At 69.2% G+C, this 17196-nt stretch carries 16 protein-coding genes and 2 pseudogenes; 5 read left to right on the top strand and 13 right to left on the bottom strand.

Annotated features, from left to right (window positions below; all coding sequences use genetic code 11):
- Positions 1-11 precede the first annotated feature (11 nt).
- From FK531_RS22480 to guaB, 7 genes are all read right to left on the bottom strand, one after another.
- A complete protein-coding gene (locus FK531_RS22480; protein ID WP_181763025.1) occupies positions 12-386 on the bottom strand; it encodes a hypothetical protein in 375 nt (124 codons plus the stop codon).
- 223 nt (positions 387-609) lie between these two features.
- The gene (locus FK531_RS18750) at positions 610-2610 is read right to left on the bottom strand and encodes an ArnT family glycosyltransferase (protein WP_435531069.1); all 2001 of its coding nucleotides are present in this window, start codon (positions 2608-2610) and stop codon (positions 610-612) included.
- A gap of 112 nt (positions 2611-2722) precedes the next feature.
- The gene (gene guaA / locus FK531_RS18745; RefSeq protein ID WP_142102082.1) at positions 2723-4312 is read right to left on the bottom strand and encodes a glutamine-hydrolyzing GMP synthase; all 1590 of its coding nucleotides are present in this window, start codon (positions 4310-4312) and stop codon (positions 2723-2725) included.
- Positions 4313-4367: 55 nt separating this feature from the next.
- Entirely contained in the window at positions 4368-5147 is a 780-nt protein-coding gene (locus FK531_RS18740) for a trypsin-like serine peptidase (protein ID WP_246098263.1), read from the bottom strand.
- A 33-nt stretch (positions 5148-5180) separates the two neighbouring features.
- Positions 5181-6959: an FAD-dependent oxidoreductase gene (locus tag FK531_RS18735; protein WP_142102079.1), complete on the bottom strand. Its 1779-nt coding sequence runs from the start codon at positions 6957-6959 to the stop codon at positions 5181-5183.
- A gap of 195 nt (positions 6960-7154) precedes the next feature.
- Positions 7155-8297 (bottom strand): GuaB3 family IMP dehydrogenase-related protein, encoded by a 1143-nt coding sequence (locus tag FK531_RS18730; protein WP_142102077.1) that lies wholly within the window; start codon positions 8295-8297, stop codon positions 7155-7157.
- A 65-nt stretch (positions 8298-8362) separates the two neighbouring features.
- The gene (gene guaB / locus FK531_RS18725) at positions 8363-9886 is read right to left on the bottom strand and encodes an IMP dehydrogenase (protein ID WP_142102075.1); all 1524 of its coding nucleotides are present in this window, start codon (positions 9884-9886) and stop codon (positions 8363-8365) included.
- A 224-nt stretch (positions 9887-10110) separates the two neighbouring features.
- Here guaB and FK531_RS18720 point away from each other — a divergent pair, with 224 nt between their 5' ends.
- The gene (locus FK531_RS18720; RefSeq protein WP_142102073.1) at positions 10111-10515 is read left to right on the top strand and encodes a DUF5319 domain-containing protein; all 405 of its coding nucleotides are present in this window, start codon (positions 10111-10113) and stop codon (positions 10513-10515) included.
- A 75-nt stretch (positions 10516-10590) separates the two neighbouring features.
- Here FK531_RS18720 and FK531_RS18715 read toward each other — a convergent pair whose 3' ends face one another.
- From FK531_RS18715 to FK531_RS18705, 3 genes are all read right to left on the bottom strand, one after another.
- Positions 10591-11604 carry an anti-sigma-D factor RsdA gene (locus FK531_RS18715; RefSeq protein WP_142102071.1) on the bottom strand — a complete coding sequence of 338 codons (1014 nt, stop codon included), beginning with the start codon at positions 11602-11604 and terminating at the stop codon, positions 10591-10593.
- Positions 11597-12175 carry a sigma-70 family RNA polymerase sigma factor gene (locus tag FK531_RS18710; RefSeq protein ID WP_142102069.1) on the bottom strand — a complete coding sequence of 193 codons (579 nt, stop codon included), beginning with the start codon at positions 12173-12175 and terminating at the stop codon, positions 11597-11599. The genes FK531_RS18715 and FK531_RS18710 overlap by 8 nt, the downstream gene beginning before the upstream one ends.
- Before the next feature lie 89 nt (positions 12176-12264).
- Positions 12265-13068 carry a hypothetical protein gene (locus FK531_RS18705; protein WP_246098262.1) on the bottom strand — a complete coding sequence of 268 codons (804 nt, stop codon included), beginning with the start codon at positions 13066-13068 and terminating at the stop codon, positions 12265-12267.
- Between the two features lie 615 nt (positions 13069-13683).
- On the opposite strand from FK531_RS18705, the gene FK531_RS18700 reads away from it, so the two are divergent.
- The 3 genes from FK531_RS18700 (at position 13684) to FK531_RS18690 (ending at position 15649) form a co-directional block, all read left to right on the top strand.
- Positions 13684-13977, top strand: coding sequence for a WhiB family transcriptional regulator (locus FK531_RS18700; RefSeq protein WP_142102066.1), 294 nt, complete (start codon positions 13684-13686; stop codon positions 13975-13977).
- A 270-nt stretch (positions 13978-14247) separates the two neighbouring features.
- The gene (gene sigK / locus FK531_RS18695) at positions 14248-14895 is read left to right on the top strand and encodes an ECF RNA polymerase sigma factor SigK (RefSeq protein WP_142102064.1); all 648 of its coding nucleotides are present in this window, start codon (positions 14248-14250) and stop codon (positions 14893-14895) included.
- A 1-nt stretch (position 14896) separates the two neighbouring features.
- Positions 14897-15649 (top strand): anti-sigma factor, encoded by a 753-nt coding sequence (locus FK531_RS18690; RefSeq protein WP_142102062.1) that lies wholly within the window; start codon positions 14897-14899, stop codon positions 15647-15649.
- A gap of 88 nt (positions 15650-15737) precedes the next feature.
- On the opposite strand, the pseudogene FK531_RS22475 reads toward FK531_RS18690, so the two are convergent.
- From FK531_RS22475 to FK531_RS18680, 3 genes and pseudogenes are all read right to left on the bottom strand, one after another.
- Positions 15738-15855: pseudogene (locus FK531_RS22475) on the bottom strand (heat-shock protein HtpX); the annotation flags it as partial.
- Positions 15848-15988, bottom strand: a pseudogene (locus FK531_RS18685) (ACR3 family arsenite efflux transporter); the annotation flags it as partial. The pseudogenes FK531_RS22475 and FK531_RS18685, both read right to left, overlap by 8 nt.
- A 98-nt stretch (positions 15989-16086) precedes the next feature.
- A complete protein-coding gene (locus FK531_RS18680) occupies positions 16087-16509 on the bottom strand; it encodes a heavy metal-responsive transcriptional regulator (RefSeq protein ID WP_142102059.1) in 423 nt (140 codons plus the stop codon).
- 315 nt (positions 16510-16824) lie between these two features.
- Between FK531_RS18680 and FK531_RS18675 the strand changes: the two genes are divergently transcribed.
- Entirely contained in the window at positions 16825-17193 is a 369-nt protein-coding gene (locus tag FK531_RS18675) for an ArsR/SmtB family transcription factor (protein WP_142102057.1), read from the top strand.
- The last annotated feature ends 3 nt before the right edge of the window (positions 17194-17196 follow it).

Raw genomic sequence — 17196 nt, 5'->3', positions numbered from 1 at the left:
GTGCCCGAAGACTACGAGCTGCCGAACAGGCTGAACAGCCCGCCGAACGGGTTCTGATTCTGGTTGTAGTTGTAGTTGTAGTTGTTGTTCTGATTGTTGTTCCAGTTCCGATTCCAGTTGTTGTTCCAGTTGTTGTTCCAGTTGTTGTTCCAGTTGCGGTTCCCGTCGCGGTTCCCGTCGCGATCGTCGCCGCGGCCATGACCCCAGTTGTTGTTCCAGTTCCCGCCGTGCCCGTCGACCTGCACCGCCGGCAGCGGCGCCGGCGTCACCGTCGAAGCCAACGCCGGACCCACAGCCGCCACCATCGGGATCACGACGATCGCGCCCGCGACGGCCAACCTGACAATCACCCGGCGCGAACCGTGCATTCCGCATTTCTCGTTCATCGTCACACCTTCCTCGTGCCGCCGAGGTGACTGCGGCGAGGAGTGTCGTCAATTACATCTGATCGCAGGTGCAGTCCGTTCGCTCCGAGCCCAGTTCCGTACTCCGACGGCTCTTCTGCGGTTGTCGACGTCACGCGTCGTCGGTGCGCCACGCCTGACTCCAGTCAACTCCTGACCAGAGCCGACCGAGCTGACAGTTCGCTGTGAATCGGGGGTTGCCGACTCAGCCCCGGTATCCGGAGAGGTCGTAGACGGTCGTCGATCCGACGGTGACCGGGGTGAAGTGGGCCGCCACCCAGTCCGCGACGTCCTTGTGGGCGCTCTCCCGCCCGCCCGGTGCACCACCGCGACCGGCCTGCGCCTGACCACCCGGCCCCTGACCTTCCTGGCCCTGCTTGCCGGCGTCACGACCGCCGTCCCCGGTGCGGTTCTGCACGAGGTAGTAGGTCACCTGGCGGTCCTTGACGTAGTTGACGAACTCGGCCAGGGTGGGCGTCGGATCCGACCCGGTGAACCCTCCGATCGCCATCACCGCCGTGTCGCTGGACAACTCGAGGCCCGCCGCCGTCGAGGATCTGTCGACCGCGGCCGACCAGGTGGTGTCGGTGGTCGCGAGCATCGAGTCCAGCTGCGGATTGGCTTGGCCCGCACCGCCGAACCCACCGAATCCACCGGACTGCCGGGCGGCAGCGGGACCGACGGTCGGACTGCCACCCGTGTGCGGTTGCCCGAGGGTGGCGACCGTGTACGCACCCGAACCGGCCAGTGCCGCAATCATTCCCGCCGCGACCGCGAACAGACCGAAGCGCCTGCTGCGCCCGGTCCACGCGGTCAGCACCGCCGCCGCCGACGCGACCGAGACGACCAGGATCAGCCACCGTAGCGCCGGCATCCAGTGCGCGTTGCGGCCCAGGATCCAGAAGCTCCACACCCCGGCCGCGAGGATGATGCCCGCGAGCCCCGACCGGCCGAACCACGTTGTCCACCTTGTCCACATCTCGTGCACACCGATCGCGAACATGCCCGCGACCGCAGGTGCGAGCGAGAGACAGTAGTACGGGTGGATGGTGCCGCTCATGTAGCTCAACACGAGGCCGTCCACCAGCAGCCAGCCGCCAAAGACGATCGCCCCCGCGCGGACGAGGTCGGTGCGCGGGGCGCGCCACCGTGCCACCATCACCAGCACCGTCGCCAGCAGGGCGGCCGGGATCAGCCACCCGATCTCGTAACCGAACTCGCCGCCGAACAACCGGCCCAGGCCCCGCGTCTGACCGCCGAACCCGCCGAATCCGCCGCCGTGCCCGGCAGTTCCGGTAGTCGCGGCATCGGCCGGCTGGCTGCCGCCGGGGTGGTTGCGGCCGAGAACCCGCGCGAAACCGTTGTAGCCCAGCACCAGGTTCATGAAGTTGTCGTCGGTCGACCCGGCGAGATACGGCCGCGAACCCGCCGGCCACAGCAACGTCAATACGACGAACCACCCGGACGAGACGAGAAAGGCCGCGAGCGCGCCGAGCAGACGCAGCAGGCGTGCGCGCAACGACGTCGGCGCGGCGACCAGGAAGGCGAGCGCCAACGCCGGCATGACCATCAGACCCTCGAGCATCTTGGCGAGGAAGGCGAAACCCAACGCCACACCGGCCAACGCGATCCACCGCGCACTCGCCCGGTCCAGTGACCGGACTGCACAGTAGGCGCCCGCCGTCATCAGCAGCACCATCACCGCGTCCGGGTTGTTGAACCGGAACATCAGTGCCGCAACCGGAGTCAACGCCAGCGCCGCTCCGGCCAGCAGGCCCGCACCGCGACCGCTGATCCTTCCGACCGCGCAGTAGAGCAGCGCGACCGACGCGACCGCCATCAGGGCCTGTGGGATCAGCATGCCGGCGCTGCTGAAGCCGAAGATCTGCCCGGACAGTCCCATCACCCACTGGGAGACCGGCGGCTTGTCGACGGTGATGAAGTTGGCGCTGTCGAGCGAACCGAACAGTAGTGCCTTCCAACTCCGCGAACCGGCCTGCGCCGCGGCGGCGTAGAAGGAGTTGCCCATGCCGTTGACGGTGATGTTCCACAGGTAGGCCACCGCGGTGCCGACGAGCAGCGCCGCCAACCCGATCCGCTCCGGGCGGGTCGCCGGTCGACTGCCCGCGGGCGCGGCGATCCGATCGGCGGGCCCCGGTACGGCGGCGGTCGTCGGGTCGGTCAACTCTTCGCGGGTCTGGGTCACCCCGCCATTGAGTCACGCTCCCCGGCAGTGACCCTGGGGCCTTCCTGCGAATCTGCTGGGAATGTCCGACAACCGCTCCGCCGTCAGGACATAACGGTCGAAACCGCCCGCCCTACTCCCACTCGATGGTTCCCGGCGGCTTGCTCGTGACGTCGAGGACGACACGGTTGACGTCGGGCACCTCGTTGGTGATGCGGGTGGAGATCCGCTCCAGCACGTCGTAGGGCAGTCGGGTCCAGTCCGCGGTCATCGCGTCCTCGGAGGAGACCGGACGCAGCACGATCGGGTGGCCGTAGGTGCGGCCGTCACCCTGCACGCCGACGCTGCGCACGTCGGCGAGCAGCACCACGGGACACTGCCAGATCTGGCCGTCGAGACCGGCCGCGGTGAGCTCCTCGCGGGCGATCGCGTCCGCCTGACGCAGCAGCGTCAGACGCTCCTGGTTGACGCTGCCGACGATGCGGATCGCCAGGCCCGGCCCCGGGAAGGGCTGGCGCGCAACGATTTCCTCGGGCAGCCCGAGCGCCCGTCCGACGGCGCGGACCTCGTCCTTGAACAGCAGCCGCAGCGGCTCCACGAGCGAGAACTGCAGATCCTCGGGCAGGCCACCGACGTTGTGGTGGCTCTTGATGTTCGCGGTTCCGGTGCCGCCGCCCGACTCGACCACGTCCGGGTACAGCGTGCCCTGGACGAGGAACTCGACTGCCTCGCCGTGCGCCGCGGACTCACCGAGCACCTCGGACACCGCGCCCTCGAAGCTGCGGATGAACTCACGTCCGATGATCTTGCGCTTGGTCTCGGGGTCGGAGACACCGTCCAGTTCGCCGAGGAAGGTGTCGACCGCGTCGACGGTGATCAGCTTGGCGCCGGTCGACGCGACGAAGTCCTGCTGGACCTGCTCGCGCTCCCCCGCCCGAAGCAGGCCGTGGTCGACGAACACACAGGTCAGCCGGTCGCCGATGGCGCGCTGCACCAGGGCCGCGGCGACCGCGGAGTCGACACCACCGGACAGACCGCAGATCGCCTGACCCTTCTCGCCCACCTGCTCGCGGACCTGCTCGATCAGCGCGTCGGCGATGTTCGCGGCGGTCCAGGTCGGGGCGATGCCGGCGATCTCGCGCAGGAACCGGGTCAGCACCTGCTGGCCGTGCGGGGAGTGCAGCACCTCCGGGTGGTACTGGACGCCCGCGAGCCGGCGGGCCCGGTCCTCGAACGCCGCGACCGGCGCGCCCGCACTGGTCGCGGTGACCTCGAAGCCGTGCGGGGCGTCGGTGACGGCGTCGCCGTGGCTCATCCACACCGGCTGCGTCGCCGGGAGACCCTCATGCAGGACGCCGCCGTCCACGCTGAGCTGAGTGCGGCCGTACTCGCGGGTGCCGGTGTGCGTGACGGTGCCGCCGAGCGCCCCCGCCATCGCCTGGAAGCCGTAGCAGATGCCGAACACCGGGATGTCGTGGTCGAACAGTCGGGCGTCGAGCTGCGGGGCGCCGTCCGCGTACACGCTGGACGGCCCGCCGGACAGGATCACCGCCGCCGGCTTACGAGCCACGATCTCCTCGACGGTCGCCGTGTGCGGCACCACCTCCGAGTAGACGCTGGCCTCCCGCACCCGGCGCGCGATCAGCTGCGCGTACTGCGCACCGAAATCGACGACGAGGACGGGATTTTGCTGCGAGGGGCCGGAATGCTGGGTGTCTGCCACCCGACCAGTCTAATCTGCCCAGCTCCGGCGCCTCGCACAGCCCGCGGACCGGCCGTCACGACCCGGTGCACAGACCCGCTAACGCGACCGGCGCGACGTCCCCCGGCTCACCGCCGTCCGCCCGTCGAACCAGCGCCAGCGCATCGGCCCCGAACTCGGACGAGTAGGACACCGAGTCGGTGCAGCCGCCCTGTTCGAGGCCGCCGACCACCGCACCGACTCCCGCCGGACCCACCCACGGCGCCCCGCTGGTGCCGCCCCGCAGGCCGTCGCAGGCCAGGGTCGGGAAGCCTGTGGTCGACGTGACCCCGCCGGTACACGCGACCGGCCGGTCGTCGCCGGTGGGATAGCCGGTCACGGTGACGCCCGCGCCGACAGCCGGCGCGACCGTCATCGGGAGCCCTCCCCCGACCACCGTCGCCACCCCGGCCACGGAGGTCGCGTCGATGCGTCGGACCCGGAGCACCGCGTAGTCGCTGCGGGGATCCTGTGTGGCGATCCACCGCGGGTCGAGGTACACCTGCGTCACCGCCCACTCGCCGAACGGCGAGACGCCGCGGTCGAAGCCGGGCACGAAGCTGACCCCGGCGCCGGTGCCCGCGAGGCAGTGCGCGGCGGTCACCACGAGGTCGCCGCCCGCGCTGTCGAGGACCGCTCCGCTGCAGAAGTGCATCGGGGTGTTCGCGACGAACAGCGCACCGACCCGCGGGTCGGGGTCGGCCGCGTGGGCCGCCGGCCCCGCCGAGGCGACCGGCGGACCGGCTGCCGCCACGGTCGCGGCGAGCAGAACCGCCGCGACCGTGCCGGTCACGCGCACACCCGTCGGAAAGCCCACGGGGTCGATCATGCTCCCCGTGAGCCGTCGCCGTCAGGCCACGCCGCTGCCGGACTCCGACTTCTCGGCGTTCGTCGCTGCGCCCTTCTTCACGGCGGGGGCGCCGCTGCGGATCTCGACGATGGGCAGCACCAGTGCCGCCGGCGCGCCCGCGGGCACCACCGGACTGTTCGGCGCCACCGCGTTCAGCCGCTGATAGTCCGATCCCTGCGTCGGGCGGATGTCCTGCTCGCCCTTGTTCGGCCACAGCGACGCGGCACGCTCGGCCTGGGCGCTAATCGTCAGCGAGGGGTTCACACCGAGGTTCGCCGACACGGCCGCGCCGTCGACCACGCTGAGCGTCGGGTAGCCGTACACGCGGTGGTAGGGGTCGATGACGCCGTGCTGCGGATCCGCGGCGATCACGCAACCGCCGAGGAAGTGGGCGGTCAGCGGGACGTTGAAGACCTCGCCCCAGGTGCCACCGGCGATGCCGTCGATCTTCTCCGCGATCCGTCGGGTCGCGTCGTTGCCCGCCGGAATCCAGGTCGGGTTCGGCTCGCCGTGGCCCTGCTTGCTGGTCACCTTGCGACGCCCGAGGATGCCGCGCTTGGTGTAGGTGGTGATCGAGTTGTCCAGGTTCTGCATGACCAGGGCGATGATCGTGCGCTCGCTCCAGTTCTTCACCGAGAGCATCCGCAGCATCTGCGACGGGTTCGCCGCAATGACCTTGAGGAGCTTGACCCAGCGCGGCGTGGTGCCGCCACCGTCGGTCATCAGGGTCTGCAGCAAGCCCATCGCGTTCGAGCCCTTGCCATAGCGGACCGGCTCGATGTGGGTGTCGGACGAGGGATGGAACGAGGACGTGATCGCGACGCCGCGGGTCAGGTCGAGGTCCGGGTCCACCGACACCTTGCCGGCGCCGAGGATCGCCTCCGAGTTGGTGCGGGTCAGCTCGCCGAGAGTGTCCGAAAGCCTCGGCAAGGCGCCGCTGTCCTTCATCTTGTGCAGCAGCTGCTGGGTGCCCCAGGTGCCGGCCGCGACGACGACGTGCTGCGCGGTGTAGGTCTTGTGGTTCTTGCGGACCTTGGCGCCGGTGCGCCGGGTCACGACGTCCCAGGTGCCGTCCGAGGCCTCGTGCAGTCCGGTGACCGTGGTCATCGAGACGACCTTCGCGCCCGCCCTCTCGGCCAACCCGAGGTAGTTCTTGACCAGTGTGTTCTTGGCGCCGTGGCGGCAGCCGGTCATGCACTCGCCGCACTCGATGCAGCCGCTGCGATCCGGTCCGACACCGCCGAAGTACGGGTCCTTCACCGTCCGACCCGGCTCACCGAAGAAGACGCCGACCGGGGTCTGGATGAAGGTGTCGCCGACCCCCATGTCGTCCGCGACCGACTTGATGATGTCGTCGGCGGGAGTCATGTGCGGGTTCTGCACCACGCCGAGCATCTTGCGCGCCTGCTCGTAGTGCGGGGTGAGTTCGGCGTCCCAGTCGGTGATGTCGCGCCACTGCGGGTCCTGGAAGAACGGCGCCGGCGGCTTGTAGAGCGTGTTCGCGTAGTTGAGCGAACCACCACCGACGCCGGCACCGGCGAGGATCAGGACGTCGCGCAGCATGTGCACTCGCTGGATGCCGTAGCAGCCGAGGGCCGGGGCCCACAGGAACCGCTTCAGGTCCCAGCTCGTCTTCGCGAAGTCGGCGTCGGTGTACCGGCGCCCGGCCTCGAGCACCCCGACCCGGTAGCCCTTCTCGACCAGCCGCAGCGCGGTGACGCTGCCGCCGAATCCGGACCCGATGATCAGGACGTCGAAATCCGTTGCACGCTTGCCCATCAGGAAACCTCCACCGTGAACCCGTTAGTTACCCGCCAGTATGCACCCAGCGACTGTGACTGATGCCACAAGGGTGACCTAACTGTAACGGCAAGTAGCAGAAACCGAGGTGGAAGCCCGCCCACCCGAAAGTATGAACGGACCGTTCAGGTTCATGGAGAACCTGAACGGTCCGTTCACGCCGGGGGGCTGCGATCAGGCGCGGACCGTCAGCCCGACCTTCTGGAACTCCTTGAGGTCGGAGTAGCCCGACTTGGCCATCGAGCGGCGCAGGCCGCCGACCAGGTTGAGCGAGCCGTACGGATCGTCCGACGGACCGGTGAGCACGCGGTCGAGGGACGGCCGCTCCTCGCCGAAGGAGACCGGCAGCAGCGCGCCGCGGGGCACCGAGGGGTGCGCGGCCGCCGACGGCCAGTACCAGCCGTGCCCGGGGGCCTCCGCCGCAACCGCCAGCGGCGCGCCGAGGACGGCGGCGTCGGCGCCGCACGCGATGGCCTTGGCGAGGTCACCGGAGGTGCGGATGTCGCCGTCCGCGATCACGTGCACGTACCGGCCACCGGTCTCGTCCAGGTAGTCCCGGCGAGCAGCCGCGGCGTCCGCGATGGCCGTGGCCATGTGCAGGCCGATGCCGAGCACCTCGCCGGTGGTGGTGGCGCCCTCGGTCGAGCCGTAGCCGACGATGACGCCCGCCGCGCCGGTGCGCATCAGGTGCAGCGCGGTGCGGTGGTCGCTGACGCCGCCCGCGACGACCGGCACGTCCAGCTCCGAGATGAACGTCTTGAGGTTCAGCGGCTCGCTGTCGCCGTGCGCGACGTGCTCGGCGGAGATGATGGTGCCGTGGATGACCAGCAGGTCGATGCCCGCCTTGACCAGTGCCGGCGTCAGGGCCCGCGCGTTCTGCGGGCTGACCCGCACCGCGGTGGTGACACCCGCGTCACGCACCTGCGACACGGCGGCCGCGAGCAGGTCCGGCTGGATCGGCGCCGCGTGGAGTTCCTGCAGCTTCGCGATCGGTGCGTCCGCGTCGGTGTCCGACTCGGCGACCCGGATCAGCTCGGCGATCTTGGCGTCGACGTCGGCGTGGCGACCCCACAGGCCCTCACCGTTGATCACGCCGAGGCCGCCGCGCTTGCCGAGTTCGATCGCGAACGACGGCGAGACGAGCGCGTCGGTCGGGTGCGCCAGCACCGGGATGTCGAAGCGGTACGCGTCCAACTGCCAGGACGTCGACACCTCCTTCGACGACCGGGTCCGGCGCGAGGGGACGATGTCGATGTCGTCCAGCTCGTAGGTGCGTCGGGCTGTCCGGCCCATGCCGATTTCAACGAGGTCGCGCACGCGCGCCCCTTTCTTCGTTGTGGCTGATGCTTGCCTGGATGTTCGCTGGAAACTATCCCGCGCGGCTACCGCGCGGCGTAGTTCGGCGCTTCCACGGTCATGGTGATGTCGTGCGGGTGGCTCTCCTTGAGACCCGCCGCGGTGATCTGCACGAACTGCGCCTCCTGCAGATCCTCGATCGTCCCGGATCCGGTGTAGCCCATGGCCGCGCGCAGCCCGCCGGTGAGCTGGTGGATCACCTGAGAGAGCGGGCCACGGAACGGCACCCGACCCTCGATGCCCTCGGGGACCAGCTTGTCCTCAGCGAGCACGTCGTCCTGGAAGTAGCGGTCCTTGGAGAAGGACTTGCCCTGTCCGCGGCTCTGCATCGCGCCGAGCGAACCCATGCCGCGGTAGCTCTTGAACTGCTTGCCGCCGACCAGGATCAGTTCGCCCGGGGACTCGGCGGTGCCGGCGAGCAACGAACCGAGCATCGCGGTGGACGCGCCGGCCGCGAGGGCCTTGGCGACGTCGCCGGAGAACTGCAGACCACCGTCGGCGATGACCGGGACGCCGAGCGGCTTGCACGCCGCGGTGGCCTCGAGGATCGCGGTGATCTGCGGTGCACCGACACCGGCGATGACGCGGGTGGTGCAGATCGAACCGGGGCCGACGCCGACCTTGACGCCGTCCGCGCCCGCCTCGACCAGCGCCAGCGCGCCAGCGCGGGTCGCGACGTTGCCGCCGATGAGCTGGACGCGATCGCCGATCTCCGCCTTGAGCTTCGCGATCATCTGCAAGATGTTGATCTGATGGCCGTGCGCACTGTCGACCACCAGCACGTCGGCTCCGGCGTCGGTCAGTGCCATCGCGCGCGCCCAGGCATCGTCACCGACGCCGACGGCGGCGCCGACCAGCAGCCGGCCGTCGCGGTCCTTGGTGGCATTCGGGTGCTGCTCGGTCTTGACGAAGTCCTTGACGGTGATGAGGCCGGTGAGCTTGCCCTGGCCGTCGACGATCGGCAGCTTTTCGAGCTTGTGCCTGCGCAGCAGCCCGAGCGCGGCCTCCGCGGTGACGCCCTCGCGGGCGGTGATCAGCGGAACCTTGGTCATCACTTCGGACACCGTGCGGTTCTGGTCGACCTCGAAGCGCATGTCTCGGTTGGTGATGATGCCGACCAGCTGGCCGGCGTCGTCGGTGACCGGGAGCCCGGAGATCCGGAAGCGGCCGCAGGTCGCGTCGACCTCGGCGAGGGTGTCGGTCGGCTTGCAGGTGACCGGGTCGGTGACCATGCCTGCTTCGGACCGCTTGACGGTCTCGACCTGGCCGGCCTGGGCCTCGAGCGAAAGGTTGCGATGCAACACGCCCATGCCACCGGCGCGCGCCATCGCGATCGCCATCCGTGCCTCGGTGACGGTGTCCATCGCCGAGCTCACCAGCGGCACGTTCAGCCGGATCTCGCGGGTCAGCTGGCTGGAGGTGTCGACCTGGTTGGGAACGACGTCCGAGGCCGCAGGCAGCAGCAGCACGTCGTCGAAGGTGAGTCCCAGCATGGCAACCTTGTCGGGGCGGTCCCCTCCGGTACGCACGTGTCCTCCGGAAATACTCATGCGGCTCGGGACCCTTTCCTGGAACTGTGGTGCGCCGCCGTGCAGGGCGTCGTATCCCCGCGGCGCGGTCAAGTCGTGATTGCTTCGGGTGTGGGAAGAATGCTCGATCGCGGGCGAACTATTCCCTCAGCCCGCCCACCATGGTATCGGCTGGACGAGCGTGCGAGCGAACGCGGTGACCGATCCGCTGGCGCAGACCCGCCTGCGCTGCGTACCGTGGACCTGTGCGAGATCAACTGCCCCCCGGTCTGCCGCCGGACCCGTTCGCCGGTGACCCCGCCGACCCCTCCGCCGCGCTCGACGCGATCGAGCCCGGTCAGCCCCTGGATCCCCATGAGCGACTAGCCGTCGAAGAGGACCTCGCGGACCTCGCCGTCTACGAGGCGCTGCTGGGCCACCGCGGCATCCGCGGCCTCGTGGTCTGCTGTGACGACTGCCAGCAGGACCACTACCACGACTGGGACATGCTGCGGGCGAACCTGCTGCAACTCCTCGTCGACGGCACCGTGCGACCTCACGAGCCGGCCTACGACCCGGTCCCCGAGGCCTACGTGACGTGGGACTACTGCCGCGGATACGCGGACGCGTCGATGAACGAGGCGCTGCACGGGGACGGCTTCGACGCCTGACCCCGACCACGAGACACACGAGAACGGCCCGGCAAGATCACTTGCCGGGCCGTTCTTTCGGTATCGGGAACCCGTCTACGACGGCGTCGGGGCGGGCACCAACTGCCGGGTCTCGATCGGCGGGACGATCTTGATCGTCGTCGACGCCGCGGGTGCACTGGTCGTCGTCGACGACGGTGACGGCGACTGCGACTGCGACGGTTCGGTGGTCGTCGGGACCTGGCTCGGCGTCGTGACGACCGGCGGTGTCACCGACGGGGCCGTCGGCACGATCGGGACCACGGTCAGCTCGCTCGGGGGGATGCTCGGCACACTGGTCGAGGGCAGCCCCGGGATGGTCACCCCGGGCACGACGGGCACCGAGGTGGACTCACCGGGCGTGGTGGTCGTGGTGGTGGCGGTGGTCGTCGAGGTCGTGGTCTTCGCGACATCCGCCATCAGTCGGTCGTGCCAGGCGTTGAGTTCGTCACGTTTGCCCGAGTCGTTCACGTCGCCGACCCGTTTGCTCGCGGACTGCAGGACCGCCATGGCGCCCTGGGTGTCGCCTGCCTTGATCAGCCGCTCGGCCTCCTGCAGGTTCGACGTGGTGTCGATGCCGGCAACGGTCGAGTTGGCGCGTTGACTGAACACGACCTCCTTGACCTTCCACAGCGGATCGCCGGGCTGAGCGTTGTAGGAGAACACCGTCACCCCCGCCATCACGACGGCGATCGCGGCGGCGGCGCCGGCGATCGGCCGCAGCAGGCGCAGCCGGGCGGACCGTCCGGTGCCGGGAGCGATCTCCTCGTTGACGGCCGCCACGACCTCGTCGAGGCTCGGTTCGGCAGGCAGAGCGGGCGTGACGATCTCGGCCCGCCACCCTGCCAGCAGCATCGCGAGCTGGTACTCCTCCGGAGTCTCCGTCGCGACCTTGCCGCCACCGGCGATGGCGTCGATCAGCGCGTCGTCGTGCTGCACGGCCGCCAGGTCGAAGGGCGTCGAATCCGTGTCCTCGTCCAGCTCCAGCGATGCCGGGGCGAGATCGGCATCGGACGCGTTTGTGCGTTGCGTCCACTTGTCGTGTCCACCGCGCTTGCTCCCCCTAGCCATACATCTCACCCGCTTTCGCTACTTCGTTCTTCAACTTGGCGAGCGCCCGGTGTTGGGCCACTCGTACTGCTCCGGCCGTGCTCCCCACAGCAACTGCCGTTTCCTCCGCGGACAGACCCACCACCAGCCGCAGGATGACAATTTCTCGATGCTTGTCGGAGAGCGTCGCCAGCAGGGCGTTCATCTGCCTGCTCGTCTCCGAGTCGAGCGCGAGCTTCTCCGGGCCCTCGTCCGTCGAGACGACATCCGGTACCTCGGCCATCGACTCCGCCTTGTTACGTCCGGCGTTACGATGAGCGTCGGCGACCTTGTGTGCGGCGATGCCGTACACGAACGCCATGAAGGGCCGACCCTGATCCCGGTACCGCGGCAGAGCGGTCATCACAGCCAGGCACACCTCCTGCGCCACGTCGTCCGCGGAGAGCTGTCCCCTCTCCGCGGCTCCGACCCGTGACCGGCAGTAACGCACGACCATGGGTCGGACACTCTCGAGAACCCGAGCCAAGGCAACTCGATCGCCCTGCGCTGCCGCAGCGACGGCTGAGTCCAACTCCTCGCTCGTACTAGTCATCGTCAGAGAATGTCCCGGCGTTACAGTGACGCCCGCTCACAGGGCGCTCCCACCTGGCGGTGGAACGATTGAAGGATAGCGACAGGTGCTCACAGTTCCCTGAATCGCCCGCCCCACGCGGCGATCCGGCTCTCGCACCGGTCCCGGACGTCGTTCGCCTCCGCGCTCGGCTGCACCCCGCCGAGCAGCATCGACGCGGCCCACTCCAGCGGCACCAGTCCATGCTCCGCGCAGCGAGCAAGTACCCGCCTGGCCGGTCCGGTCGCGGCGGTCGGATCGGGGCCCGCGCTCTCGGCCGCGGCCAGCAGCAGCTCGGACTTGACCTGGTGCCGGATCGACTCGCAGTCCGCGGCGAGGTCGAGCGCGGCAGCGGCGTGCCTGCGCCCACCGGCCGCGTCCCCGGACGCGAGCGACATCTCGGCGCTGACCCAGTTCCACCGAATCCGCTGACGCCACACTGCCGGGTCGGGTTGGTCGGCCAGGGCGCCACAGCGCTCGAGCAGCCGGAATCCGAGGGCGAACCGGCCGCACCCGAGCGCGTCCGCGGCGAGCCCGGTGAGCGCGTCACAGCGTGCCTGGACGCTCGCGTCCGCGATGGCGACAGCGGGCGCGCCGAGCAGTGCCAACGCGCGGCCGTCATGAGTGGAGGCAAGTGCGTGCCAGCCGAGTTGCCGCAGCAGCGACGCCTCCGTGCTGGCCGCAAGGGAGGCGAGCACGGGGTCCGGGTCGAGCCTGTGCAGTTGTTCGAGTTCGGCGCGGGCAGCGGCGTATCGCCCCTGCCCACCAAGTGTCACCGCGCGGAGCCAGTGATCGCGCGCGTCCTCGGCCGCGGGCAGGTCGCGAGCGCCCGGAGTGTCACCGAACGCGGCCCGTTCCAGGTCCGAACGGGTCACCTCACGACCGCCGCTCTGACGCGTCGAATCGGGGTCGATCGGGTAGTGGCCCGCGGGCTGTCCGGTACTGCACGGCGTAAGAGTAGGACCCCGGATCGGAGCCGCCGCACGGCGGTCGGGTTCACGGGAGAAGGCGCTGCGTTACTCGTTCAGTTCGGGTTTGTCGAGAGTTTTCCTCGCATTAACATTCCCGTCCACCCAATCGTTCAACCCATTAGTGGTGACGGATGTCTCGAACGACCGGTTGCGTTAATCGTGCATCACGCAACCTCGGCCGGGCTGGCGCCGGCGGCCTCCACACGACATGTGCATTCGAGGTGTGTCACGTCAGCCCGGGCGTATCGACGGCGGCGCCGCTGACGTGCGCGGTTGCCCCGATTCGCCCTGGACGCCGCACTTTTCGCCCCCAAGGAAAGAATCACGAATGTGTGTCAATTGTGTGTCGATGTCGATGAACGCAGCGTTAATTCCCTTCTGGCGCGGTATGTAAATCACCACTTGAACAACTATTGACTCGATTTCCCGCACACCTCTAACGTGGCTAACGGAAATTGAAGTACGCGCCTGGACGACCATCAGGTCGGGACCTGAGTCCCGCAAACGTCAGGAGATGACATGCCGCAGCCGAATCACCTCCCCGGACCGAACGCCGATATCTGGGATTGGCAAATGAACGGACTCTGCCGCGGAGTCGACTCCTCGATGTTCTTCCACCCCGACGGAGAACGCGGTCGCGCCCGGACTCAGCGCGAGATGCGGGCCAAGGAGATGTGCCGGCGCTGCCCGGTACTCGCCCAGTGCCGCAGCCACGCATTGAGCGTGTCCGAACCGTACGGAATCTGGGGCGGGATGTCCGAGTCCGAGCGCGAGTCGCTCGCCCGCCGCGGACGCCAGCGCATCGCGTCGTAGACGGTTCGTCCGCCGCCCACCCCGCGCGCCCGCGCACGCCGGGGTGGCCGGCCACCCATCCGCATCGCATGCGGCTCCGAATGCCTCCTCGGCAGGACCGACAGGCCCTTGACGAACGAAGGACGGCAGACCGATGAGCCGAGACACTCCATCCACCTCCACCACAGCGACGGCGGAGGACGACATGAATCACCGCACCCGTTCGGCTGCGCTGCCGCGGTAGGTCGGGTGCGCGATAGCGTGTTCCTCCATGCATGCGACGAGGCTGTTGTGACGGGGCCAGGGCGGGACCGCCCCGGGTCCGCGTCGGATGCCGCCGCGCCGGCCGACTGCCCGGTGGACGCAGGACCGGCCGCGACCGCCCGCGCAGCCGAGTCCAGCGCACTGGCGACGCTGGTGACGGCGTCCGCCGCAGGCGACGCGACCGCGTTCGCCGAGCTCTACGACCGGACCTCGTCACGCGTCTACGGCATGGTGCTGCGAGTCCTGCGCGACCGGGGCTTCGCGGAGGAGACCACCCAGGAGGTGTACCTCCAGGTGTGGCGCGCAGCTGACACCTTCGACGCGGCTCGGGGATCGGCCCTGAGCTGGTTGCTCACGCTCGCGCACCGCCGGGCCGTGGACCGGGTTCGCTCGGAGCAGTCGAGTTCAGACCGCGATGCGGCCTACGAGGCGCGCAACCACCTCGGCACGTTCGACGAGGTGAGCGAGGAGGTCACGCGGCGGTTCGAGCGGCAGTCGGTGATCGACTGCCTCGACGTGCTCACCGACACCCAGCGCGAATCGGTCGCGCTGGCGTACTACGGCGGTCGCACGTACCGCGAGGTCGCGGCCGACCTCGGCGTGGCGCTACCCACGGTGAAGACCCGCATTCGGGACGGATTGGCAAGGCTCAGAGGATGTTTGGGGGTGGCATGAGATGAAGGACGACCAAGTCCACCTGGCGCACGGCTACGCCCTCGACGCTCTCGACGAGGACGACCTGCGCGCCGCCGAGCTGATTCTGTCCGGGTCCGACGTCCGTCTGCGCGCGGAGTTCGAATCGGAGGTGCGGTCGACCCGGGAGACGCTGGCGGCGACGAGCTCGGTGACCGAGGCGCAGCCGTCCGCGGATCTGCGTGCCGGACTGCTGGCCCGGATCGCGGCCGAACCGCGTGCCACCGACCGCGGCCGAGCGGCCCCCGAGCCGCCCGTCTCGTTGTCCGACCGCCGCGTCCGCACCAGCCGCTGGCGGCGGGTCGCCGTTGCCGCTGCCGCTGCCGTCGTGGTGCTCGCGGGCGGGATCACCGTGGGGGCGCAGTTCCGCACCGGGCCGGCGCCGGAATCGACGGCATCGCAGGTGATGGGTGCGCCGGACGTGCGCTCGTCCTCGACCGAGGTGCCGGGCGGCGGATCTGCGACCGCGATGTACTCCAAACAGGCGAACGCTGCGGTGCTCGTGATGAACGACGTCACGCCGCCCCCGCCGGACTCGGTGTACCAGATGTGGCTGGTTCCGGGGGCCGGTGCACCGGTCTCTGCGGGCATGATGGGACCCGGTCAGATGTCACCGTCGACCATGACGGTCGTCGACAGCCTCGACGACGCGACCCTGCTGGCCTTCACCGTGGAACCCGCAGGCGGCTCGCCGCAGCCGACCGCCCCCGCGTTCGCCTCACTCGCGCTGCACTGATCTGCGTTGCGGCAGTCAGCAGTTCGGCCTCACGTGTGCGCGGGAACGAGTTCCGCGATCAGCGCCTCGACACGCTCGCGCATCTGGTCGCGGATCGGGCGGACCGCTTCGATGCCCCGGCGAGGTGCGACAGGAATTCGGCGGCCATCTGGGGAGCGGCCGGCGTTGTGCACGCAGACGAACAGCACGCTGGGATTGTCAGGCATGAAGGGCCCCTGTCGATGTCGCGAAGCGCTTGCGCAGTGCCAGGGAGACGTAGACCAGCCCGACGAGGACGGGGACCTCGATCAGCGGACCGACCACCCCGGCCAGCGCCTGGCCGGACGACGCGCCGTAAGTCAGTCCTGGGTCAGCGGCTCGCGCGCCAGCGGCGCACAACAAGCACCGATCTTCGACGATTCCTGATTCGACATGCATAAACATTGACAGGTGTCGAATCAGCGTGCAATCTCGGCCGCGGGGTCGTCGGATTCGAGGATCCAACAGACGCCTGCGCTGCCTGCGTCGTGTGGTCCGCCCAGTTTCGCCCGGTCGAGCAGGGATTCGAGCGTGGATTCGAGGGTGATCAACTCCAGAATCTTGCCGCGAACCTGCTCGAGGTGCTCGGAGAGGAGGTCCACGACCTGCCCGCACGGCGCCTGCCCGCGATCGCGAATGGTGAGGACGTCGCGAACCTCACGCAGGGTCAGGCCGGCGGCCTGTGCACGACGGATGAAGTGAAGGCGCTCGACGAATTCCGGCCCGTAGTCCCGGTAGCCGCTTGCCGTGCGGACCGGCTCGGAAAGTAGCCCACTCTGCTCGTAGAAGCGCAGAGTCCTCGTTGCGACACCGCTCTGATCTGCAAGTTCACCGATTCTCATCTCGACTCCTTGACCTTCCACCGTACTGGAAGGTTGACAATGGGACGCATCGCCCGGTCATGCCGACAGTGCTGCTCCTGTGGCGTCTTGCTGCGCAGGCCAGTACGACCACGACGTCCACCGAGAGGAGGTGAACCGTGAATCCCCTGCAGATGATGTGCGACTGGCTCTGTCGCATGATGGGGCCTTGCTGTCCGCCGATGTGACAAGCAAATGTCCAGTGCGGCGCGGAAGCCGGTCCGGATGCACCCGAACCGGCCGGCGCCTCGCGGCCGCGCGCGACAAATCATCGCCTTTCCCCGCTATCATCGCCCGATGACGATCAATGATGCGGTTGGGCGCCGCGAGTCGACCTGCACCGAGTCGGGCCTCGATCCGGCGGTGGCACTGTTCCGCAGCCTCGCCGACGGCACCCGGTTGGCGATCGTGCGTCGGCTGGCCGATGGCGAGGCTCGGGTCGCGGACCTGGTCGGCGACCTCGGATTGGCTCAGTCGACCGTGTCGGCGCACGTGGCGTGCCTGCGCGACTGCGGCCTGGTCGACGGCAGGCCCCAGGGTCGACAGGTCTTCTACTCACTCGGCCGACCGGAACTGCTCGATCTGCTCGCCTCGGCCGAAACCCTGCTCACCGCAACGGGTAGCGCGGTTGCGTTGTGCCCGAACTACGGCACCGGCGCGGAGTGACGG

The sequence above is a fragment of the Rhodococcus spelaei genome (assembly GCF_006704125.1).
GTDB lineage: Bacteria > Actinomycetota > Actinomycetes > Mycobacteriales > Mycobacteriaceae > Rhodococcus_G > Rhodococcus_G spelaei.
This window is presented reverse-complemented; position numbering and strand designations above follow the sequence as displayed.